Genomic DNA, 20598 nt, shown 5'->3' with positions numbered 1-20598 from the left:
AAGAAGAAGATGCGAGGAGAGGAAGCGCACGTGACCACCCAAAGCAAGATCGCCCTGGTGACTGGCGGCGCCGGCTTCATCGGCTCCCATCTCATCGACAGGCTCCTCGCCGAGGGTGCGCGCGTCACCTGCGTCGACAATCTTCAGACCGGCCGCGCCGCCAATCTCGCGCATCTTGGGAGCGAACCGCGCTTCTCCTTCATCGAAGCCGACGTGATCGATCGCCTTCCAGCCAAGCTGCGCCTCGGCAAGACGCGCTTCACCCACGTGTACCATCTCGCCTGCGCCGCCTCGCCCCCGCATTACCAGGCCGATCCCGAGCATACGATGCTGACCTGCGTGCTCGGCACCCGCAACTTGCTGCGCTTTGCCGAGGAGCAGGGTGCCCGCTTCCTGCTCACCTCCACGAGCGAGGTTTACGGCGACCCCGAGGTCCACCCGCAGCCGGAAACCTATCGCGGATGGGTGAACTGCACCGGCCCGCGCGCCTGCTATGACGAAGGCAAGCGCGCCGCGGAGACGCTGACCTTCGACTTTGCCAGGGCCAAGCGCGTCGATGTTCGGGTCGCCCGCATCTTCAATACCTATGGGCCGCGCATGCGCGCGGATGACGGTCGCGTCGTCTCCAACATCGTCTGTCAGGCGCTTGGGGACGAAGACATCACGGTCTATGGCGACGGCTCGCAGACCCGCAGCTTCTGCTATGTGTCGGATATGGTCGACGGCCTTATGCGGCTGATGAACTCCGAGCCGGCGCCCGGCGCGCCGGTCAATCTCGGCAACCCGAACGAGCTCACCGTCAGCGACCTTGTCGATCGCGTGCTCGCGCTCACCGGGTCCCGCTCCGCCGTGGTGCACCGTCCGCTGCCGATCGACGATCCCCGCCGCCGCCGCCCGGACATCTCGCGCGCGCGTGACATATTGGGTTGGGAGCCGCGGGTGGACCTCCAGGCAGGGCTGGAAGCGACCGCCGCCTGGTTTGCACAGGAGCGGCGTGCCGGGTCAACGCTGGGCGCCGAGCTGCTCACCGTCGCGGCCGAATGAAATTGCTTCCTGAAAGGGGAGGATTGCTCACCTCGCAAACAGATTGGCCGGATCCCGCATCGCCTTGAACTCGATCGCATTGCCGCTGGGATCGAGGAAGAACATCGTCGCCTGCTCGCCGGGCTGGCCTTCGAAGCGGATGTTCGGCTCAATCACGAAGCGCATGCCCGCTGCCTGCAATCGATCCGCCAGCGCCTTCCATTGCTCCATTGATAGCACTGCCCCGAAATGCGGGACGGGCACGTCATGCCCATCCACCGGATTGTGGTGCCCCGGCGCGGAGCGCTCCGCCAGATGCGCGACGATCTGATGGCCGAAGAGATCAAAGTCGATCCAACGGTCCGAACTGCGCCCTTCCGGGCAGCCGAGCAGCCCGCCGTAAAAGGCGCGAGCGGCGTCGAGGTCGTGGACGGGAAAGGCGAGGTGGAATGGAGGCAGGGTCATCCGGCCCATCTAGCGCGAAGAGATGAAGAGCGGAACGCCCGGCCAGTCACGTTTCGGGAGGCCTCTCACCTGATTGAACCCGGCGCAATTCCCGCCGATATGGCCCAACGATGAAGCCGCTCCTGTTCGCGTTCCTCCTGGGCCTTGCCAGCGCCTGCGGCTTCGAGCCGCTGAAGCTGTGGCCGCTTACGATCCTCGCCTTCGCCGGCCTCATCTGGCTGGTCGATTCCGCTCCGTCGCTGCGGAGCGCGCTCGCCCGGGGTTACTGGTTTGCCATGGGGCAGTTCGTGCTCGGCCTGAACTGGATTGCCACCGCCTTTATCTATCAGGACGCGATGCCGCATTGGCTCGGCTGGATCGCCGTGGTCCTGCTGAGCTTCTACCTTGCCGTCTACCCAGCGATGGCGACGGGGTTGGCCTGGCGCTGGGGCAGGGGCGTTGACTCGTTTCGCCTGGTTCTCATTTTCGCCGCCGCGTGGATAGTCACCGAGTGGCTGCGTGCGACAATGTTTACCGGGTTTGCATGGAATCCGGTTGGCGTCGCGCTGTTGCCGACTCCTTTAGCTAGGTCAGCCACCCTGGTCGGCACCTATGGGTTGTCCGGGCTGCTGATCCTGATCGGAGGCTTGGTCCTGCTTCTGGTCCGGCGGGAGTGGCGCGCCAGTCTTGGGCTGGCGGCGGGCGCGGCGGCGGTGACGGGAGCCGCGATCCTGCTCACGCCTGCCACGCTCCCGCCCACGAATATCCCGCTGCGCATCGTCCAGCCCAATATCGGGCAGGAGGGCAAGTGGACGGAGGCTTATGCCGACTTCATCCTGCACCGGCTCGGCGAGCTGTCGCGGCGCCCGAACCAGCCGGCTATCCTGCTCTGGCCGGAAGCGGCGGTCACCGACTCGCTGGAGGACGGCCGCGATCATCCCATTTACCAGGCCGATGTCGATACCACTCGCCGGCTCGTCCAGCAGCAAATGGGGATGAGCGGCTTGCTCCTGACCGGCGGTGTCACGATCCGCTCGGCAAACGGGGTCAATGCAAGCAGCGCCACCAACAGCATTTTCGCGATCGATTCCTCCCGCCGCATCCTGGGCCGCTACGACAAGGCGCATCTGGTGCCCTATGGCGAGTATCTGCCGATGCGGCCGCTCCTGTCGGCGATCGGCCTGTCGCGCCTCGCGCCCGGCAATCTCGATTTCGACCCGGGGCCCGGGCCGCAAACGCTCGACCTGCCGCTGATCGGCAAGGCCGGGTTCCAGCTCTGCTACGAGATCATCTTCTCGGGCGAAGTGGTGGACCGAGAGAACCGGCCCGCCTTTCTGTTCAATCCGTCCAACGATGCGTGGTTCGGGCCGTGGGGGCCGCCCCAGCATCTTGCGCAGGCACGGCTCCGCGGGCTGGAGGAGGGCCTGCCGGTGCTCCGCTCGACCCCGACCGGCATTTCCACCGTGGTCGATGCCGAGGGGGCGCTGCTCGCCAGCCTTCCGCTAGGGCGAGCCGGCATCATCGATACAGACCTGCCGGCGCCCAAGCCGCCAACCCTGTTCGCGCGGTTCGGCAACGTCCTCCCGTTCGCATTCGCGTTGCTGCTGGTGGGTGCCGCCTGGCTTTCCGGCCGCGCGCGCCCCGTTGCGAAGCGGGCCGAAGCAGGCTAGGGACGATCACATATAAGGATATCTTTATATCCTGAACTCTCCCCCGAAAGGTCGTCCACCCCCGATGCGCAGCAATTACCTGTTCACGTCCGAATCCGTTTCCGAAGGGCATCCCGACAAGGTCGCCGACCAGATTTCGGACGCGATCGTCGACTTGTTCCTGTCCAAGGACCCGGAGGCGCGGATCGCCTGCGAGACGCTCACCACCACCCAGCTGGTGGTGCTGGCCGGTGAGATTCGTTGCCGTGGCGTGTACGAGAATGGCGCTTGGGCGGATGGGGCGGAGGAGGAGATCGAGCGCACTGTTCGGGAGACCGTGAAGCGGATCGGCTATGAACAATCCGGCTTCCACTGGGAAACCCTGGAGTTCCAGAACAACCTTCACGGCCAGTCGGTCGACATCGCCCAAGGCGTCGACGAGAGTGGCAACAAGGACGAAGGCGCGGGCGATCAGGGCATCATGTTCGGCTACGCCACCGACGAGACGCCGGACCTGCTGCCCGCCACCCTCTATTACTCGCACCGCATCCTGGAGCGGCTCGCGGCCGACCGGCATTCCGGCGAAGCGCCGTTCCTGGAGCCCGACGCGAAAAGCCAGGTGACGCTGCGTTACGAGAACGGGCATCCGGTCGGCGCTTCGGCGGTCGTTGTCTCGACCCAGCATTCGGCCGACTTCAGCAATGACGAAGGCCAGGCCAAGCTGCGCGACTATGTGAAGTCCGTCCTCGCAGAGGTGCTGCCGGAAGGCTGGGTACCGGCCGACGAGTCGATCTTCGTCAACCCTACCGGCGTGTTCGAGATTGGCGGACCCGACGGCGATGCCGGCCTCACCGGTCGCAAGATCATCGTTGACACTTATGGCGGCGCGGCACCCCATGGCGGAGGCGCCTTTTCGGGCAAGGATCCGACCAAAGTCGATCGCTCGGCCGCCTATGTCACCCGCTATCTGGCCAAGAACGTGGTCGCCGCGGGCCTCGCGAAACGCTGCACGATCCAGCTTTCCTACGCGATCGGCGTCGCCGAGCCCTTGTCGCTCTATGTCGATCTGCACGGCACCGAGGCCAACGGCACCACCGCCGCCGATCTGGAGCGGGTGCTCCCGACGCTGGTGCGCCTCACCCCCAAGGGCATTCGCACCCATCTGGGCCTCAACAAGCCGATCTACGCCGCGACCGCCGCTTACGGCCATTTCGGCCGCAAGCCCGAAGGCGATCTGTTCACCTGGGAAAAGACGGATCTGGTCGACGCGCTGAAGGCGGCGCTCTAATCCTCCTTGCAGCGGACGGCGAACGTCCGCCCGCGCAGGGTCAGCGTACCCCGTGCGGATCGCGGCATGCCGCGGACGGGCGGCTCGAAACGGGCGCGAAGTCGAGCCACGCGATCCCACGTCGGACCGACGATGTCCGCCAAGACCTGTTCCCCGTCGATCCAGGCCTGCGTCAGTCTCAAATCCGTGTTTGGACCCAAGGTGAGCCAACGGCCGTTTTCGTCGAGGCTCGCCCCGGCGATGCCGCCCGCGCCGATGACGAGGCTGATCCGCGGCACCTTGCTGGACAGGGCGCGGCAGAGCAGGCCTTGCGTCGCATGAGCGGGAGCGGCGGCAAGCAGAAGCAAGGCTGCGGCGGCAAAGGTGTGTCTCATCCCCGCACTATCCCTCGGCTTGGCTGAACCGCCGATTGCGTCAATAGGAGCCGCCATGGGCGATCCCACCACCATCCGCCGCCTCTATGGCCGCCGCTCGGGCCACAAGCTGCGCGAAGGGCAAGCTGCGCTCGTGGAGGAGTTGCTCCCGACGCTGAGCGTGCCCGAAGCGGGGGAGATCGGCTCCGCGCTGCTGTTCGGGGACGATCGGCCGCTGCATTTCGAGATCGGCTTCGGTTCGGGCGAGCATCTCGCCTACCGGGCCGATCTCCTGCCCGACCACGGCTTCATCGGCTGCGAGCCCTTCCTCAACGGCGTTGTCGGCGCGCTCACGCATATCCGCGACCAGCGGCTCACCAATATCCGCCTCCACATGGGCGACGCGCTGGAGGTGCTCGAACGGCTGCCGGACGCATCGCTGCGCTTCGTCTACCTGCTCCACCCCGATCCATGGCCCAAGGCGCGCCACGCCAAGCGACGCATGGTCAACCACGGCCCGCTCGACCTGATCGCCGCCAAGCTCCAGCCCGGGGGCGAGTTCCGGCTCGGCACAGACGACCCGACCTATTGCCGCTGGTCGATGATGATCATGGATCAGCGCCGCGACTTCGAGTGGCTGGCGGAGAGTGCCCGCGACTTCCTCATCCGCCCGGGCGGGTGGCCGGAAACGCGCTACGAAGCCAAGGCGCGCCGCAAGGGGCATGAAGTGTGGTATTTCAGGTATCGGAGGGTCTGATGGCTAAGCTGCTGATCGCGCTGCTGCTGATGCTTGGGTTGGAATCGCGCGCGCGTGCCTGCTCCTGTGTCCCGCCCGGTCCGCCCGAACAGTCGCGGCAAGCAGCGCGGGAGATCGTTCAAGGGGCAGTTGCGATCGTGGATGTCCAGGCTTTGAGTGATTTCCATTTCGCAAGCGGCCGGGGGGAGCGTGTGCGTGTGCTCCGCACCCGGTGGGGCCGCGCGCCGAAGCAGTTCGAGATACAAAGGCGTACGTCAGCCAGCAGCGCTTCCTGCGATCTGCTCCTGGCGAAGGGGCAGCGAAAGACGCTGATCCTCTACCCGGCGGGGATGGGTCGATATCGGATCCAGAGCCTTTGTTCGGATTACCTCGTCGGCCCGCCGGCACACCTGGCGGTCACGCTTCAGGAGGCCCGCCGGCGGTCCTGAATGGCGCGGTGCAGCGGCCGGTGCGGATATCCACGCGGTAGCCGTGCCATGGACAGGTGATCACGCCATACGAGTCAGGCTCGGCGTCGAGCGGTAACCCATTGTGGGGGCAAAAGACGGGGACTTCGGCTGTCGTCCCGTCCGGTAGCGTTGTGACTCGCCGCTCCTTCAGCGCCCCAGGCCCGCGGCTGATCGCTTCGGCGCGGGCGATCATCATGCGCTCGTCCTCGTCGTACAGCCGGGCATAGAGCGCACGATAGTGTTCGCCGATCGCGAGCCGCTTTTCCTCCGGAACGTCCGCGACCAGAAAGCGGACGTGAACTCGGCAGCTGTTCGGGCCCGTAGCCTCGGCGCGGGTGCGAATCTCGGTCGTGACTCGCTCGCCGGCGAAGGAGCGGGTCACCCAACCGGCCTCGTCCAGCCGAAGGTCGAGCGTGACGCCGCGACCGCCGGTCAGCCGTGCTTCGGCGCGCCAGCCGGTCGGCCCGTGCTCGATGACCCGGATGCCTGAGAAGCTGTCGTGGTGAAGGTGCGGCAGATGCTCCCAGTCGAGCGCGTTCTCGTAGAGCCGCTCGATCCCTGCGCCGAGTTCTCGCGTGTAGCTGCCGACCTCGACGAGCGCGCTCACCGCGCCGGCGACAGTCTCAGCAGCCGCCCGCCGGAGCCGTTCCGAGTGTCTTCCAGCACGTAGATGGTGCCGTCCGGGCCTTGCTCCACCTCGCGGACGCGGGTGCCCATGTCCCAGCGTTCGACTTCGCGGGCGCCTGCGCCGTTGATCGCAACCCGAACAAGCGCCTGGCCGGAGAGCCCGCCAACGAACGCGCTGCCGCGCCATTGCGGGAAAGCGCTGCCGGAATAAATCATGAGGCCGGCCGGGGAGAGGCCGTTCCAGGTGACTTCCGGCGCGTTGAACTCGGGCCGGGTGCTGTGATCCGGGATCGGCTTGCCGTCATAATGATCGCCGTTGGAGACGATCGGATAGCCGTAGTTCGAACCGCGCTCGATCCGGTTGAACTCGTCGCCATTCTTGGGACCCATCTCGTGGCTCCACAGCTGGCCGCGGCCATCGAAGGCGAGGCCGAGGATGTTGCGATGCCCGGCGGACCAGAGCTGGGCGGTGACGCCGCCCTTGCTCGCCCAGGGATTGTCGCGCGGGACGGAGCCGTCGTCGTTGAGGCGAACGACCTTGCCGAGCGTGCCGGTCATGTCCTGCGCCGGCTCGAATTTCTGGCGATCGCCATTGGAGATGAAGAGCTTGCCGTCCGGCGCAAAGGCCAGGCGGTGGCCGTAATGTCCGCGGCCTTCCACCTTTGGCGCCTGCCGCCAGATCACCTGCATGCCTTCCAGCCGCGCCGCGCCGCCCTGCCGGACGAGACGACCGCGGCCGACGACGGCGCCCCGAGTGTCGCCTTCGCCGGCCTCGATCCAGCTCAGGTAGACAAGCCCGTTGCGAGAGAAAGCGGGGTGGATGACGACGTCGCCAAGCCCGCCCTGTCCGCCATAATCGACTGCCGGCACACCGGACACCTGGCTCGCCCGGCCATTCGCCCAGAGCACGAGACCGCCCGGCTTTTCGGTCACGAGCGCGGCGCCATCGGGAAGGAAGGCCATCGCCCAAGGCTCGTTGAACTTGGTCACCGGCTGGATCGCGAACGGGCGGCCGGCGCTTGCCTTGGCTGCCGGCGCGGCGGCGATCGCATCGTCGCCCGCTACGCCTTCTCCAGCTGCGTTGCAGCCAAGTAGGACGAGGAGGGAGAGGCCGGCGAGAGTGGATGGACGCATCGGGTGAACTCCGGGAACGGGTTGCTGGACGAAACCAAGCACCCCATGTGCGAATTCGCCGCCGCAAGGTCCACCCCCGACGCTCGGAAATCCCGCTTGCCCCGTTCACAATCCGCGCCGGTCTCGCTGCTGTCCGTATCGACTGCGGTTCCCGACACGGTGATCACCCAGGCGGAGGCGAAAGATCTGGCGCGCACCTTGTTCGGGCGGCGGGCGAGCGCGTTCGAGCGGCTCGCGCCCGTGTTCGACAACGCCGGAATCGACAAGCGCCACATCGTCAGGCCGATCGACTGGTACCGCGGCGACCATGGCTGGAAGGCGCGAAACGACGTCTACCTGGAGGCCGCCGAAGCGCTGTACATCGAAGCGGCCCGCAAGGCGCTCGATCAGGCCGGCATCGCTGCCGACGAGGTTGACGGGTTGGTGACGGTGTCGACGACCGGGATTGCGACACCGAGCCTGGAAGCGCGGGTCGCTGGTCGAATGGGCTTTCGCCGCGATGTCGAGCGCGTGCCCCTGTTCGGCCTCGGATGCGCGGGAGGCGTGAGCGGGCTAGCTACCGCGTCCCGGCTTGCCGCCGGCCGGGAAGGCAAGACCATCCTGTTCGTCACCGTCGAGCTGTGCTCGACCTCGATCCGCCTGGACAAACTCAGCAAGGCGAACATCGTCGCTACCGCTCTGTTCGCGGACGGTGCTGCTGCCGCGGTGCTGAGGGCAGGCGAGGGCGGACTTGCCGCCATTGAGGGCGGGGCCGAGATCCTCTGGCCGGACACGCTCGGCATCATGGGATGGGATGTCGAGGACCCCGGCCTTGGAGTCATCTTCGATCGGTCGATCCCGCCCTTCGTCGAAGAGAATATGGCGGCGGCCGTCGAGCAGATCCTCCATCATGCGAGCCAAAGCCGCGGCGCAGTCAAACGTTACACCTGTCATCCGGGTGGTGCGAAAGTCGTGGCCGCACTCGAGCAAAGCCTCAGCATCGCGGAGGGCTCGCTTGATCATGAACGCGCCGTGTTGCGTGAATACGGCAATATGAGCGCACCGACAGTCCTGTTCGTGCTTAAGCGCGTGCTTGAAGGAGGCATGCCGGAGCGTACGCTGTTGCTCGCGCTCGGTCCCGGCTTCACCACCAGCGGCCTTACGCTGGCGCGGGCGTGACGAGCGAGGCCGCACCCGGGGTACTTGCCGGGACGATGACGCTGCCTGCGATCCTGATCCTGGCTTTTGTGACGCTCCAGCGGTTGGCTGAACTGGCGATCGCCCGTCGCAACACTGCTCGCCTGCTAGCCGGCGGCGCTCGCGAAGTTTCGCCTGGCCATTACCCCCTGATCGTCGCCGTCCACACCGGCTGGCTGGTCAGCCTATGGTGGCTTGCGCCCGGGCGGGAGATCGCCTGGGCGCTGATCGCCGTATTCGCCCTGCTCCAGGCGTGTCGCGTCTGGGTCCTGGCGACGCTTGGCGAGCGCTGGACGACGCGCATCATCATCGTGCCCGGCGCGCCGCTCGTCGCCACCGGGCCTTTCCGTTTCGTGCGTCATCCCAATTACCTGGTGGTCGTTGGCGAGATCGCGATCCTGCCGCTCGCCTTTGGGCTGTGGCAGGTCGCCCTGGTCTTTACCCTGCTCAATGCGGCAGTTCTGGCCATCCGCATCCGGGCGGAGAACCGCGCGCTGGCAAGCGCCGAAGATGCGGCCTAGCAGGGCGGAGATGAAGCAGCTTTCGCCCGCCTTGCTCGCCGGCCTCGTAGCCTGCGCGACTACGCCCGCCGCGGCGCCGCAGGACGCCTTCTTCGCCCGGCTTTCCGGCCTGTGCGGGAAGGCTTTCGAGGGCCGGATCGCCAGCCCGCCGGTGGACGCCGACCGCGATTTCGCGGGCAAGCGGCTCGTCATGCATGTGCGGGACTGCTCGGGCGACACGATCCGCATTCCGTTCCACGTCGGCGAGAACCGGTCGCGGACGTGGCTAGTAACCCGGGGGCAGTCGGCGCTGCGCCTCAAGCATGATCACCGGCACGAGGACGGGAGCGAGGACAAGCTCACCCAATATGGCGGTGACGCGACTTTACCAGGGACCGCGGGCCGACAGGAGTTCCCCGCCGACGCCGAGACAAAGGCGCTGTTCGTGCGCGAGAACATCCCGCAGTCGCTGACCAATGTGTGGGCGCTGGACGTCGAGCCCGGCCGCATCTTCGCCTATGAGCTGCGCCGCCCCGGCCGCTTCTTTCGAGTGGAGTTCGACCTCACTCGTCCGGTTGCGACCCCACCCCCGCCCTGGGGCTCTGACGCTCGACAGCGGGCGCATTGAAGCCGCTCGACCAGGCTGCACGGATCGTGGCTTCGGCCCGCGGCACGGCGCGGTGGTGAGAGACGAAGATCAGCCGGTCCGGTTTGCCCCAGGCGGCCCGGAATGCCTCGTTCACATCCTGGAGCCGAACTCGCGCAAGATAGGCGATCGTGGCGTCCGGGTCGCCGGGTTCGGTGAAGACCAGGCCGCGCCCGACCGCATCCACGATCGCGTCGGCAAGCGCCGAACTGGTCCGCGGCCTGGCAGCTCGACCAAGGCTGCGCCGGGTTTCGGCGAGCTGCTCGCCGAGCTCGGCGGGCGAGAAACCTTGAGACAGCGCGCGCCGAAGCTCCATGCCGACCGCTTGCAGCCCCTTGGCCCAGTCCCGCTCGCGCGCCTCGACATCGATTCTGGCGACCCGAGCGGTCGAGAAATGCTCGTACAGTGACGCACTTGCCGTAACGAAAGGGGCCGGCGGTACGGCCGCCGCCCGCGCGAGGCGTCGGGTCAGCATTTCGGTGCCGAGCCGCTCCAGGAAGGACGAGTCCCGTCGGCTGGCGTCATCCGCGCCGCCGATCGGCTCGACCGCCGCAATGGTGGCCGTCGTTGGAGCATCTTGATCGACGAACAGGTGAACCGCCGCCCCACGACTTCCTGGAGCCGCGCGGGGGAAGGGGCCGGACTCGACATGCGTCGGGCGCTTCCAATCAGCGAAGTGCCTCTCGATTTCCTCCTCGACCGGAGGGAGATCGAAGTCGCCTACCAGCACCAAGGTGGCGCGCGCAGGCAAATATGTCCGTTCATACAAGGCCCGTAGCGCGTCTGGGGTGGCTCGCCCGACAGTCGCGGTCGTGCCGGCGACGGGTCCGCCGGCGAGACGGGTTCCCGGGACGAGCAGTCGATTTTGCGCCGTGTCCATCCGGTCGCGCACAAGGTCGCGCGCGCGTATCTCTTCCTGAACCTTTCGCTTGGCGCCGGCCACGTTTTCGCGCGTGAACAGCAGGCGGCCCGCAATCTCCCGCATCAGGGTGAGCCCCGTCTCCCGCGCACCGCTATCGGCGCGGCCCAGGTCGAGTCGGTAGACGGTCTCGTCATGGCTGGTGAAGGCGTTGAAGTCGGACCAGCGCTGGAGGCCCCGGCTGGACAGCATGAGCGGCAGGGCGCCTTCCGGAATGCCTTCCGAGCCGTGAAAAATCATATGTTCGATGATATGCGCGAAGCCGATTTCCCGCTCGCCTTCATCGCGCGCGCCGACATCGAGGTGGAGGCGCACCGACAGACTGCCTGCGGGCGCCGGGCTGCGCATGACGGCATAGCGCATGCCATTCGAGAGAACCCCGAAGCGGACGGCAGGATGGGGCGTCAGATCGCTGCGGTCGAAACCCCACGCGACGCGCACAGCATCGGATGCCGCTTGCTGAGCGTAACCGATTGACGGCCACGACGAAGCAAGCAGCAGAGCCGCCAATAATTTCACCCAATCTGGCTTTGACCTCATTGAGAAAGAAAGTGGCGCGACCGGCTTGGCTTATCAACGCTTGCCCGCCGATGGTGCCGCCTCTATATGAGCACTTCCTCCTCGACATCGTTAGAAGTTGAGGCTGGTCCCGAGGGTCGGGGCCGGCGCCGAGGACTCATATCGTTTGGAGCCTGGATGGCGGACAACCCCCAATTGACGCAGCTGATCGAGCCGATGGTGGAAGCCGCTGGGCTCGCGCTGGTGCGCGTCAAGATGATCGGCGGCACATCCGATCCGACGCTGCAGATCATGGCCGAGCGCTCCGACACGCGCCAGCTGACGCTCGACGATTGCTCGCGATTGTCTCGGCGTTTGTCCGAGATGCTGGATGCGCTGGAAGCCGAGGGCAAGGATCCGATTCCGGGGTCTTACCGGCTCGAAGTCAGTTCGCCGGGGATCGACAGGCCGCTGACGCGCCTTACCGATTACACCGACTGGTCGGGCCATGAGGCGAGGATCAGCCTCGCCGAGAAGCTGAACGGGCGCAAGCAGTTCACCGGCAACCTGATCGGCTCGGACGGCGAGGACGTTCTTGTCGATGTGCCGGGGCTCGGCGAGACGCGGCTGCCGTTCGCGGCGGTCCAATCGGCCAAACTCGTCATGACCGACAGGCTGATTGCCGCGACCGCGCCGCTCAGCGCCGAAGGCGCCGACGAAGTTTACGAGGAAGCGGGTTCCGATCCGCAGCAAGAGACGAAAGCAGAGGAAGACTGACCATGGCTACTGCCGCCACCGCACCCGGCGCCGTTTCCGCCAACCGCGCCGAGCTGATCGCGATCGCCGATGCGGTCGCGCGCGAGAAGCTGATCGACCGCGCGATCGTGATCGAGGCGATGGAGGACGCGATCCAGCGCGCCGCCCGCTCGCGCTACGGCGCCGAGAACGACATTCGCGCCAAGCTCGACACCGAGAGCGGCGACGTCCAGCTCTGGCGTGTGGTCGAGGTGACCGAGGAGGTTGACGACCATTTCAAGCAGGTCGGCCTGGAAGACGCGCAGAAACTCCAGCCAGGCGCGAGCGTCGGCGACTTCATCGTCGATCCGCTGCCGCCGATCGAGTTCGGCCGGATCGCCGCCCAGGCCGCCAAGCAGGTCATCTTCCAGAAGGTCCGCGACGCCGAGCGCGAGCGCCAGTATGAGGAGTTCAAGGACCGCGCCGGCGAGATCATCACCGGCGTCGTGAAGCGCGTCGAATTCGGCCATGTCGTCGTCGATCTCGGCCGCGCCGAGGGCGTCATTCGCCGTGATGCGCAGATCCCGCGCGAAGTGGTCCGCGTCGGCGATCGCGTCCGCTCGCTGATCCTGAAGGTGGTGCGTGAAAATCGCGGCCCGCAGATTTTCCTCAGCCGCGCGCATCCGGATTTCATGAAGAAGCTGTTCGCGCAGGAAGTGCCGGAAATCTACGACGGCATCATCGAGATCAAGGCGGCCGCACGCGATCCCGGCAGCCGCGCCAAGATCGGCGTGATCAGCCACGACAGCTCGATCGATCCGGTCGGCGCCTGCGTCGGCATGAAGGGTTCGCGCGTCCAGGCTGTCGTCCAGGAAATGCAGGGCGAGAAGATCGACATCATCCCCTGGTCGCCTGACCTCGCCACCTTCGTCGTCAACGCCTTGCAGCCGGCCACCGTCGCGCGCGTGGTGATCGACGAGGAAGAGAGCCGGATCGAGGTTGTGGTGCCCGACGATCAGCTCAGCCTCGCTATCGGCCGGCGCGGCCAGAATGTTCGGCTCGCCTCGCAGCTGACCGGCTCGGCGATCGACATCATGACGGAGGCGGACGCTTCCGAGAAGCGCCAGCGCGAGTTCATCGAGCGCTCCGAGATGTTCCAGAATGAGCTCGATGTCGACGAGACGCTGGCGCAGCTGCTCGTCGCCGAAGGTTTCGGCGCGCTCGAGGAAGTCGCCTATGTGGAGCTGGACGAGATTGCGAGCATCGAAGGCTTCGACGAGGAGCTCGGGGCCGAGCTGCAGTCCCGCGCTCAGGAAGCGCTGGAGCGGCGCGAGGAAGCGTCCCGCGAGGAGCGCCGCGGGCTCGGCGTCGAGGATGCGCTGGCCGAGATGCCGTACCTGACAGAGGCGATGCTGGTCACGCTCGGCAAGGCCGGCATCAAGACGCTCGACGATCTCGCCGATCTCGCCACCGACGAACTCGTCCAGAAGAAGCGCCCCGAGCAACGCCGCCAGCGCGAGCCGAACAACCGGCCGGAGGACAAGGGCGGTATCCTCGCCGATTATGCTCTGTCCGACGAGCAGGGCAACGAGATCATCATGGCCGCCCGCGCGCACTGGTTCGAGGACGAAGGGGAGGACGCTGTTGCGGAAGCCTCCCAATGATGCGGCTGGTCTAGGCCGCGAAGCCGAGCCTGGCATCGATGATGGGCTCCTGCTTTCGCAGGAGAATAAGGGGCCGGAGCGGACCTGCATCCTGACGCGCGAACATGGCGCGCGGGATCGGCTGGTCCGGCTCGCGCTTGGCCCCGACGGGCAGGTGCTGCCGGACGTCCGCGCCAAGGCGCCGGGCCGGGGCGCATGGATCGGCGTCGATCGTCCCGCGCTTGATGCGGCGCAGGCCAAGGGCAAGCTCAAGGGCGCGCTGTCACGTGCGTTCAAGACGGGCGAGCTCCAGATCCCGGCCGACCTCGGTGAGCGGATAGAGACGGCGCTGCGCCAGGCCGCGCTCGACCGGCTGGGGCTGGAAGCCCGCGCAAGCACCCTGCTCACCGGCAGCGAGAAGATCGAAGTGGCGGCGCGGCGGGGCGATGTTCACCTGCTGCTCCACGCCGCCGACGCAGGCTTGGATGGCAATGGCAAGCTCGACCAGGCGTGGCGAGTCGGCGGCGGCGAACCGCAAGGTCTGGTTTTGCCTGCCACAAGAACCATATTGTCGATGGCCTTGGGGCGCGAAAATGTGGTACATGTCGCGCTGATTGACCGGGCTGCCGCTGCGCGTGTGCGTCACGCGATCGACCGGTGGCGCGCTTTTATCGGACCGGATGCTAGGCTAAGCGCCGCTGCGGCGGCGTCGCCGGTCGTGTCGGCTGTGGATTGAAACGAAGGATTTTATGAGCGAGACGACGGAAAAGCCGAAACTCGGAGCGCGCGCGCCCTTGGGCCTGAAGCGCACGGTCGAGGTCGGCAAGGTCAAGCAGAGCTTCAGCCACGGCCGGTCCAACACCGTGATCGTGGAGACCAAGAAGGCGCGCACCTTGCGGCGCCCGGGCGATCCCGCGCCGGAGCCCGCCAAGGTCGAGGAAGTCGCTTCGCCGCCAGCGCCAGTTGCGCGTGCGCCGGAGCCTGCCGCGCCCAAGCCCGCGCAGCGGCCCGTCAATGATGCGCTTGCCCGCCGCGAGCTGCAGGAGCGGCTGCTCCGCGAAGCCGACGAAGCGCGGATGAACGCGCTGGAGGAAGCGCGTCGCCGCGAGGACCGCAAGGCGGTCGAGGCGACCGAGGACGAGAAGCGCCGCCAGGACGACAACCGCCGCGCAGAGGAAGAAGCGCGTGTTCGGGCCGAGCAGGAGGCCGGGGAAGCTGCCGCGCGTGCCGAGCAGGAAGCAGCGGCTCCCGCAGCTCAGCCGCAGGACGGCGCCGCGACGCCGGCGAAAGCCGCTACCGTTGGAGAAGAAGCGCGTCCGGTCGGGCCGAAACCCAAGGGCTTCGTTAATGTCAAGCGGCCGGACCCGGCGCGTACCGCGCGCCGCGGCGATGATCGCCGCCGCGACGGCAAGCTGACCGTCACCCGCGCGCTTGGCGACGACGATGGCGCTCGCGCTCGCTCAATGGCCGCGCTGAAGCGTGCCCGCGAGAAGGGCAAGCGCTCGCTTGGTCAATCAGGTCCCTCCGCCAAGCAGGTGCGCGACGTGGTGGTGCCGGAGACGATCACGGTGGGCGAACTCGCCAACCGCATGGCCGAGCGAGGCGCAGACCTCGTGAAGGCTTTGTTCAAGATGGGCACGCCCGTCACGATCAACGAAGTGATCGACCAGGACACTGCCGAGCTGCTGATCGAGGAATTCGGCCATCGCATGGTCCGCGTCTCCGAATCGGACGTGGACATCCAGGCGGCGGCAGATGTCGACGCGACCGAGACGCTGCAAGCGCGCCCGCCGGTCGTCACGATCATGGGCCACGTCGACCACGGCAAGACGTCGTTGCTCGACGCGATCCGCGGCGCCAACGTGGTCTCCGGCGAGGCTGGCGGCATCACCCAGCATATCGGCGCCTATCAGGTCGCGCTGCCCGACAAGTCGAAGATCACTTTCCTCGACACGCCTGGCCACGAGGCCTTCACCGAGATGCGCCAGCGCGGCGCCAACGTCACCGACATCGTCGTGCTGGTAGTCGCCGCCGATGACGGGTTGAAGCCGCAGACGATCGAGGCGATCAACCACACCAAGGCGGCCGGCGTGCCGATGATCGTGGCGATCAACAAGATCGACAAGGACGGCGCCCGTCCGCAGCGGGTCCGCGAGGAGCTGCTGCAGCACGAGATCGTCGTCGAGGATTTGGGCGGCGACGTCCAGGACGTGGAAGTCTCCGCGCTCAAGAAGACCAACTTGGACGGGCTTCTGGAGGCACTCAGCCTGCAGGCCGAACTGCTCGAACTCAAGGCCAATCCGGCCCGTGCCGCCGAGGGCACGGTCGTTGAAGCCAAGCTCGACAAGGGTCGTGGTCCGCTCGCCACCGTGCTCGTGCAGCGCGGCACGCTGAAGGTCGGCGACATCTTCGTGGTCGGCGCGGTGCCGGGCAAGGTCCGCGCGATGATCGACGACAAGGGCAAGCAGGTGAAGGAAGCCGGTCCCTCGGTGCCGGTCGAAGTGCTCGGCCTGTCGGGCGTTCCGTCCGCCGGCGACACGCTCACTGTCGTCGAGAATGAGGCACGGGCCCGCGAAGTCGCCGAGTATCGGCAGGGCCTGCTCGATCGCAAGCGCACCACAAGCGCGCCGGTCAGCCTCGAGAACATGTTTGCCTCGCGCGCCAGCCAGACCATGGAATTCCCGCTGGTCGTCAAGGCCGACGTTCAAGGTTCCGCTGAGGCGATCGTCAATGCGGTCAATCGCATTTCCACCGAGGACATCAAGGCGCGCATCCTGCACTCGGGCGTCGGCGCCATCACCGAGAGCGACGTGATCCTCGCCTCGGCGAGCGGTGCGCCGATCATCGGCTTCAACGTGCGGCCCAATGCCAAGGCGCGCGAGATCGCCGAGCGCAACAAGGTCGAGTTCCGCTATTACGATGTCATCTACCATCTCACCGACTGGGTGAAGTCGGCGATGGCGGGCGAGCTCGGGCCAGAGATGATCGAAACGGTGCTCGGCCGTGCGCGGGTTCAGGAAGTCTTCCCAGCCGGCAAGCGGGACAAGGCGGCGGGTCTGCTGGTGCTCGAAGGCGTCATCCGCAAGGGGCTCCATGCCCGCCTCACGCGCGAGGACGTCATTGTTTCCAAGACGTCGATCTCCTCGCTTCGCCGGTTCAAGGACGATGTCGCCGAAGTGCGCGCTGGACTGGAATGCGGCGTGCTGCTGGCCGACACGAACGATATCAAGGCCGGCGACCACCTCGAAGTCTTCGAAGTCGAGGAGCGCGCGCGCACGCTTTAAGATCACTCTGAATAAGCCTCTCTCCCCTTGTGGGAGAGAGGTTGGAGAGAGGGGTGCGGACGGAGCGGCTCGATGCCGCGACAACCGCCTAACAGGAAGAAGACGGCATCGAGCTGCCTTCTTCCTCCCCCTCTCCCCAACCCCTCCCCCGCGGAGGGGGGAGGGGCTAAATCATTTCCATGGCACGTCACACCGAATCTCCCGAAGGACGCTCCGTCCGCCTGCTTCGCGTCGGCGAGCAGGTGCGTCATGTCTTGTCCGACATCCTCACGCGCGGCGAAGTGCATGACGATGTGCTGGCCAGCCATCCCGTGTCGGTGACAGAGGTGCGCATGTCGCCGGACCTTCGCCACGCAACCGTGTTCGTGAAGCCGCTGCTGGGGGCGGATGAGGCGCAGGTGCTGAAGGCTTTGCGCACCAACACCGCCTTCCTGCAGCGCTCGGTCGCCTCGCGCGTGAACACCAAATATGCGGCCAAGCTGAAGTTCCTCGCCGACGAGAGCTTCGACGAAGGCAGCCACATCGACGCCATCCTGCGCTCGCCTAAGGTCGCCCGCGACCTTGGCGGAGACGAGGAGGAGTGAGGCTCGGGGAGTCGATGCTGGACCGGGAGGTCCGGATCGAGCCGCTGGAGGAGCAGCATAGGGAACCGCTTCGGCAGGCCTGCGCCGAGGATCCGGAGATGTGGTCGATCTACCCGATGAGCTTCCTCGGCGAACGGTTCGACGCTTCGTTCGAGGCCTGCTTCGGCAATGCCTCCATCCTCCCCTTCGCGCTGTTCGACGGCGAGCGGTTGGTCGGCATGAGCTCCTATTTCGTCGATGCCGCCAACATGGCGCTGGAGATCGGGCGCACCTACATATCTCCTCGAATGCGCGGCACCAATTTCAACAAACGCGTGAAGCGGCTGATGCTGGATAGAGCCTTCGACCAGGGCTTCAGGCGAGTACAGTTTCAGATCGATACCCGCAATACTCGCTCGATGGCGGCCGTCGAGAAGCTCGGCGCGGTCCGCGAGGGCACGCTGCGACAGAACCGGGTCACCTGGACGGGGTTTGTTCGCGATACCGCAGTTTATTCGATCCTCGCGGACGAGTGGCACGGACGTGAGTGAGAATCTCATTTTCGAGATCGCGACCTGGCTGATCCCGCTGGTGATCGCGATCGTGTTCCATGAAGTGGCGCATGGCTGGGTGGCGAATGCGTTCGGCGATCCGACTGCGCGCGAGCAGGGGCGGCTGAGCCCCAACCCGATCCGGCATGTCGATCCGGTCGGCACCGTCGCTCTGCCGATGATCCTGGCGGTGACCGGCGCGCCGGTATTCGGCTGGGCCAAGCCGGTGCCGGTGATCGCGGCCCGGCTGCGCAATCCGCGCCTGCACATGATGCTGGTCGCGCTGGCCGGGCCGGGGATCAACTTCCTGCTGGCGCTGGTCTCGGCCTTCGCGCTCGCGGGCGTGCTGGCGGTGGGACCATCTCCCGGGCTCGGCACGGACTTCCTGCTCGCCAACCTTCAGAACTTGGTGCTGATCAACCTATTCCTCGGGGTGTTCAACCTGCTGCCGGTGCCGCCCTTCGACGGCGGTCATGTTGTCGAGGGACTGCTCCCGCGCCGGCTCGTCCCGGCCTGGCAGCGGTTCGGGCGGCTGAGCCTGTTCATCCTCATCTTCCTGCTGCTGATCCTGCCGCTCCTCGTGCCCAGCGCGGATGTGGTCGAGCGGCTGGTCGTGCCGCCGGTCCGCTGGCTGCTCGATATCGTGACGGGTCTCGCCGGCCTCTGAGGCTCAGGCGGCGCTACGCTGCGCGTCCGGCCCGAACAGGGATCGTCCGGTGCGGGCCGAGCTCTCGTCCGCGATGCCGAGCAGGTCCAGCATTGTCGGAAAAGTGTCGAGGATCGACACCAGTTCCTCGTGCTTGCGATGGGTGCCGCGCCGGATCCAGAGCGCGCCCACTGGGTGGTGGCAGCCGCTCTTGGTTCCGTCGAGCTCGTAGACGACTTCGCTTGCCGGGAAGGTGCGGCCGGTCGCCTGGTCCGTAACGAGGGCCTCGAGATCGCCCGAGTTCGGCACCTGCGCGCCGAAGTAGAGCGCGTTCGGCGTGTCGTGCGGCGGTGAGTCGATCAGCTTGCGGCCATCCTCATATTCGAAGCAGGACAGCCGCCGCTCCGCCTCCGCCCGCGCTTCGTCGCTACCGAATGTCGCCATGAACTGGTGGGTCATCGTGGGATCGACATCGAGATAGCTGACCCCCGCCTCGCGCAGAAAGCTCTGCACGTCGCGCAGCCGGAAGAAGCGCTGACCGCCTTTCGCTTCATACTTTAGGAACGGCTGCTGGCTCAGCGCCGTCTGGAACACCAGGGTGGTGCCATGCCGGTCGGCGAGTTTCAGGACGCGGCCGATCAGCCAATCCATCGCGACATAACCGAATTTGATCGCGTCGCCGTAGCGGGCCCGTTCGCTCCCGTCAGGCTGCACCTGGAAGGCGTCAGGCTCCATGTAGCGCCAATAGCTGTGCTGCAGGTGCGCGACCGAGTTGACGAAGAAGGTCGCCAGGTGCGGCCGCATCACCCGGTAGTAATGCGCGAAAACGTCGAACTGCAGCGCATCGAGGATGGCGACGCGACGATAGGAGAGGTGCGGGTCGCGCAGCTTCTCGTCGGCGAGTTGCCGGACGGTGCGCCACGCCGTGCCCGCGGACAGCCCATGCGTCAGCAGGAAGCGCAGGAAAGCGGCGTAGTCGCTCGCGGTCAGGCCCGCGTCGCTGTTGCTATATTCGCGCACATTATGGCCGACGAAGCGATTGTAGACGTTGAGTTCGGGCGGGTGGGCGTCGCCATTCTCCGTCCACGGATCGCCGACGAACAGCGATCCGGGCGCGGCGAAGGGGCGCACGTTCATGCTGGCGAAGCTGCATGCGGTGCGGCCGGCGGCGATTGCCGCGCGCCAGATATCCTGGTGTTCGGCCCGGGCGCCGTCGGTCAGATGATAAACACCGTGCTGATCGTAGGATAGGCCGGTGTGGATCGAATACCACTGGATCCAGGGCTCTAGCTTGTCCGGCTCGGTCACGTCGGCCTGCGTCTGGAAGACGTCCGAGCCGTCGTGCAGCCGTTTGAAGTTGGGCAACGACCCGTCCACCATCCAGCGGTCGAGCAGGGGCGGGCAGAGCTCGTTCAGCTCGAGCACGATTACGGGGCGGGCAGGGGTCTCCGGCATGAGCTTCGCATAATGCGGCCCGGTTTGGATTTTCTTAAGGCCGGGCTAAGCGCAGGCCGTGCACGGCTGGATCATCATCGACAAGTCGGTCGGGCCGGGCTCGACCCAGATCGTCTCGGCGGTCAAGCGCGCGCTGCGGGACGGTGGCTATCCCAAAGTGAAGGTCGGTCACGGCGGCACGCTCGATCCGCTCGCCAGCGGCGTTATGCCGATCGCGCTGGCGGAAGCGACCAAGCTTGCCGGGCGGATGCTGGATGC

General features: G+C 66.5%; 21 protein-coding genes and 1 pseudogene. 16 read left to right on the top strand and 6 right to left on the bottom strand.

What is annotated here, in order from left to right; all coding sequences use genetic code 11:
• Nucleotides 1–30 precede the first annotated feature (30 nt).
• On the top strand, nucleotides 31–1044 hold the full coding sequence (locus tag VF631_RS03090) for a UDP-glucuronic acid decarboxylase family protein (protein WP_431848804.1): 1014 nt from the start codon (nucleotides 31–33) through the stop codon (nucleotides 1042–1044).
• Between the two features lie 27 nt (nucleotides 1045–1071).
• On the opposite strand, the gene VF631_RS03085 is transcribed toward VF631_RS03090, so the two are convergent.
• Nucleotides 1072–1488 carry a VOC family protein gene (locus VF631_RS03085; RefSeq protein ID WP_431848803.1) on the bottom strand — a complete coding sequence of 139 codons (417 nt, stop codon included), beginning with the start codon at nucleotides 1486–1488 and terminating at the stop codon, nucleotides 1072–1074.
• A gap of 110 nt (nucleotides 1489–1598) precedes the next feature.
• On the opposite strand from VF631_RS03085, the gene lnt reads away from it, so the two are divergent.
• Together lnt and metK are read left to right on the top strand one after the other, a co-directional pair.
• Nucleotides 1599–3137 (top strand): apolipoprotein N-acyltransferase, encoded by a 1539-nt coding sequence (lnt, locus tag VF631_RS03080; protein ID WP_431848802.1) that lies wholly within the window; start codon nucleotides 1599–1601, stop codon nucleotides 3135–3137.
• Nucleotides 3138–3201: 64 nt separating this feature from the next.
• Nucleotides 3202–4404: a methionine adenosyltransferase gene (gene metK / locus VF631_RS03075; RefSeq protein ID WP_431848801.1), complete on the top strand. Its 1203-nt coding sequence runs from the start codon at nucleotides 3202–3204 to the stop codon at nucleotides 4402–4404.
• Here metK and VF631_RS03070 read toward each other — a convergent pair.
• Nucleotides 4401–4778 carry a hypothetical protein gene (locus VF631_RS03070; protein WP_431848800.1) on the bottom strand — a complete coding sequence of 126 codons (378 nt, stop codon included), beginning with the start codon at nucleotides 4776–4778 and terminating at the stop codon, nucleotides 4401–4403. The two genes, metK and VF631_RS03070, sit on opposite strands and share 4 nt — an antisense overlap.
• Nucleotides 4779–4833: 55 nt before the next feature.
• Between VF631_RS03070 and trmB the strand changes: the two genes are divergently transcribed.
• Both trmB and VF631_RS03060 read left to right on the top strand, forming a co-directional pair.
• On the top strand, nucleotides 4834–5514 hold the full coding sequence (trmB, locus tag VF631_RS03065; RefSeq protein ID WP_431848799.1) for a tRNA (guanine(46)-N(7))-methyltransferase TrmB: 681 nt from the start codon (nucleotides 4834–4836) through the stop codon (nucleotides 5512–5514).
• Entirely contained in the window at nucleotides 5514–5942 is a 429-nt protein-coding gene (locus VF631_RS03060; protein ID WP_431848798.1) for a hypothetical protein, read from the top strand. The genes trmB and VF631_RS03060 overlap by 1 nt, the downstream gene beginning before the upstream one ends.
• On the opposite strand, the gene VF631_RS03055 is transcribed toward VF631_RS03060, so the two are convergent.
• A complete protein-coding gene (locus VF631_RS03055; protein ID WP_431848797.1) occupies nucleotides 5911–6570 on the bottom strand; it encodes a Rieske (2Fe-2S) protein in 660 nt (219 codons plus the stop codon). The two genes, VF631_RS03060 and VF631_RS03055, sit on opposite strands and share 32 nt — an antisense overlap.
• Complete coding sequence (locus tag VF631_RS03050; protein WP_431848796.1) at nucleotides 6567–7724, bottom strand: PQQ-dependent sugar dehydrogenase; 1158 nt, start codon at nucleotides 7722–7724, stop codon at nucleotides 6567–6569. Before VF631_RS03050 ends, VF631_RS03055 begins: the two co-directional genes overlap by 4 nt.
• 96 nt (nucleotides 7725–7820) lie before the next feature.
• Between VF631_RS03050 and VF631_RS03045 the strand changes: the two genes are divergently transcribed.
• The 3 genes from VF631_RS03045 to VF631_RS03035 are packed head-to-tail and all read left to right on the top strand — an operon-like array spanning nucleotide 7821 to nucleotide 10028.
• Nucleotides 7821–8882 (top strand): type III polyketide synthase, encoded by a 1062-nt coding sequence (locus VF631_RS03045; RefSeq protein ID WP_431848795.1) that lies wholly within the window; start codon nucleotides 7821–7823, stop codon nucleotides 8880–8882.
• Nucleotides 8879–9421: an isoprenylcysteine carboxyl methyltransferase family protein gene (locus tag VF631_RS03040; RefSeq protein WP_431848794.1), complete on the top strand. Its 543-nt coding sequence runs from the start codon at nucleotides 8879–8881 to the stop codon at nucleotides 9419–9421. The genes VF631_RS03045 and VF631_RS03040 overlap by 4 nt, the downstream gene beginning before the upstream one ends.
• Before the next feature lie 10 nt (nucleotides 9422–9431).
• Nucleotides 9432–10028 carry a hypothetical protein gene (locus tag VF631_RS03035; RefSeq protein ID WP_431848793.1) on the top strand — a complete coding sequence of 199 codons (597 nt, stop codon included), beginning with the start codon at nucleotides 9432–9434 and terminating at the stop codon, nucleotides 10026–10028.
• On the opposite strand, the gene VF631_RS03030 is transcribed toward VF631_RS03035, so the two are convergent.
• Nucleotides 9964–11328: a M16 family metallopeptidase gene (locus tag VF631_RS03030; RefSeq protein WP_431848792.1), complete on the bottom strand. Its 1365-nt coding sequence runs from the start codon at nucleotides 11326–11328 to the stop codon at nucleotides 9964–9966. The two genes, VF631_RS03035 and VF631_RS03030, sit on opposite strands and share 65 nt — an antisense overlap.
• A gap of 333 nt (nucleotides 11329–11661) precedes the next feature.
• Here VF631_RS03030 and rimP point away from each other — a divergent pair, with 333 nt between their 5' ends.
• From rimP to VF631_RS02995, 7 genes are all read left to right on the top strand, one after another.
• Nucleotides 11662–12240, top strand: coding sequence for a ribosome maturation protein RimP (gene rimP / locus VF631_RS03025; RefSeq protein ID WP_431848791.1), 579 nt, complete (start codon nucleotides 11662–11664; stop codon nucleotides 12238–12240).
• 2 nt (nucleotides 12241–12242) lie between these two features.
• The gene (nusA, locus tag VF631_RS03020; RefSeq protein WP_431848790.1) at nucleotides 12243–13862 is read left to right on the top strand and encodes a transcription termination factor NusA; all 1620 of its coding nucleotides are present in this window, start codon (nucleotides 12243–12245) and stop codon (nucleotides 13860–13862) included.
• Nucleotides 13843–14577: a DUF448 domain-containing protein gene (locus tag VF631_RS03015; RefSeq protein WP_431848789.1), complete on the top strand. Its 735-nt coding sequence runs from the start codon at nucleotides 13843–13845 to the stop codon at nucleotides 14575–14577. The genes nusA and VF631_RS03015 overlap by 20 nt, the downstream gene beginning before the upstream one ends.
• Before the next feature lie 13 nt (nucleotides 14578–14590).
• The gene (gene infB, locus VF631_RS03010; protein WP_431848788.1) at nucleotides 14591–17125 is read left to right on the top strand and encodes a translation initiation factor IF-2; all 2535 of its coding nucleotides are present in this window, start codon (nucleotides 14591–14593) and stop codon (nucleotides 17123–17125) included.
• 179 nt (nucleotides 17126–17304) lie between these two features.
• Complete coding sequence (rbfA, locus tag VF631_RS03005; RefSeq protein WP_431848787.1) at nucleotides 17305–17709, top strand: 30S ribosome-binding factor RbfA; 405 nt, start codon at nucleotides 17305–17307, stop codon at nucleotides 17707–17709.
• Nucleotides 17706–18239, top strand: a complete 534-nt coding sequence (locus VF631_RS03000; RefSeq protein WP_431848786.1) for a GNAT family N-acetyltransferase — start codon at nucleotides 17706–17708, stop codon at nucleotides 18237–18239. The genes rbfA and VF631_RS03000 overlap by 4 nt, the downstream gene beginning before the upstream one ends.
• Complete coding sequence (locus VF631_RS02995; RefSeq protein WP_431848785.1) at nucleotides 18232–18906, top strand: site-2 protease family protein; 675 nt, start codon at nucleotides 18232–18234, stop codon at nucleotides 18904–18906. The genes VF631_RS03000 and VF631_RS02995 overlap by 8 nt, the downstream gene beginning before the upstream one ends.
• Nucleotides 18907–18909: 3 nt before the next feature.
• Here the strand turns inward: VF631_RS02995 and VF631_RS02990 are convergent, their stop codons facing one another.
• Nucleotides 18910–20340 (bottom strand): hypothetical protein, encoded by a 1431-nt coding sequence (locus tag VF631_RS02990; RefSeq protein ID WP_431848784.1) that lies wholly within the window; start codon nucleotides 20338–20340, stop codon nucleotides 18910–18912.
• Nucleotides 20341–20398: 58 nt separating this feature from the next.
• On the opposite strand from VF631_RS02990, the pseudogene VF631_RS02985 reads away from it, so the two are divergent.
• Nucleotides 20399–20598: pseudogene (locus VF631_RS02985) on the top strand (tRNA pseudouridine(55) synthase TruB); the annotation flags it as partial.

The sequence above is a fragment of the Allosphingosinicella sp. genome (assembly GCF_036387615.1).
In the GTDB taxonomy this organism is placed as follows: Bacteria; Pseudomonadota; Alphaproteobacteria; order Sphingomonadales; family Sphingomonadaceae; genus Allosphingosinicella.
The sequence above is the reverse complement of the archived record's forward strand: the minus strand, read 5'-3'. Positions and strand labels throughout refer to the sequence as shown.

What these genes read in the sequence shown, in the direction of transcription:
- VF631_RS03085 (WP_431848803.1), bottom strand. Translation starts at nt 1,488, where the DNA reads ATGACCCTGCCTCCATTCCACCTCGCCTTTCCCGTCCACGACCTCGAC.
- lnt (WP_431848802.1), top strand. Translation starts at nt 1,599, where the DNA reads ATGAAGCCGCTCCTGTTCGCGTTCCTCCTGGGCCTTGCCAGCGCCTGC.
- metK (WP_431848801.1), top strand. Translation starts at nt 3,202, where the DNA reads ATGCGCAGCAATTACCTGTTCACGTCCGAATCCGTTTCCGAAGGGCAT.
- VF631_RS03070 (WP_431848800.1), bottom strand. Translation starts at nt 4,778, where the DNA reads ATGAGACACACCTTTGCCGCCGCAGCCTTGCTTCTGCTTGCCGCCGCT.
- trmB (WP_431848799.1), top strand. Translation starts at nt 4,834, where the DNA reads ATGGGCGATCCCACCACCATCCGCCGCCTCTATGGCCGCCGCTCGGGC.
- VF631_RS03060 (WP_431848798.1), top strand. Translation starts at nt 5,514, where the DNA reads ATGGCTAAGCTGCTGATCGCGCTGCTGCTGATGCTTGGGTTGGAATCG.
- VF631_RS03050 (WP_431848796.1), bottom strand. Translation starts at nt 7,724, where the DNA reads ATGCGTCCATCCACTCTCGCCGGCCTCTCCCTCCTCGTCCTACTTGGC.
- VF631_RS03035 (WP_431848793.1), top strand. Translation starts at nt 9,432, where the DNA reads ATGAAGCAGCTTTCGCCCGCCTTGCTCGCCGGCCTCGTAGCCTGCGCG.
- VF631_RS03030 (WP_431848792.1), bottom strand. Translation starts at nt 11,328, where the DNA reads ATGCGCTATGCCGTCATGCGCAGCCCGGCGCCCGCAGGCAGTCTGTCG.
- rimP (WP_431848791.1), top strand. Translation starts at nt 11,662, where the DNA reads ATGGCGGACAACCCCCAATTGACGCAGCTGATCGAGCCGATGGTGGAA.
- nusA (WP_431848790.1), top strand. Translation starts at nt 12,243, where the DNA reads ATGGCTACTGCCGCCACCGCACCCGGCGCCGTTTCCGCCAACCGCGCC.
- infB (WP_431848788.1), top strand. Translation starts at nt 14,591, where the DNA reads ATGAGCGAGACGACGGAAAAGCCGAAACTCGGAGCGCGCGCGCCCTTG.
- rbfA (WP_431848787.1), top strand. Translation starts at nt 17,305, where the DNA reads ATGGCACGTCACACCGAATCTCCCGAAGGACGCTCCGTCCGCCTGCTT.
- VF631_RS02990 (WP_431848784.1), bottom strand. Translation starts at nt 20,340, where the DNA reads ATGCCGGAGACCCCTGCCCGCCCCGTAATCGTGCTCGAGCTGAACGAG.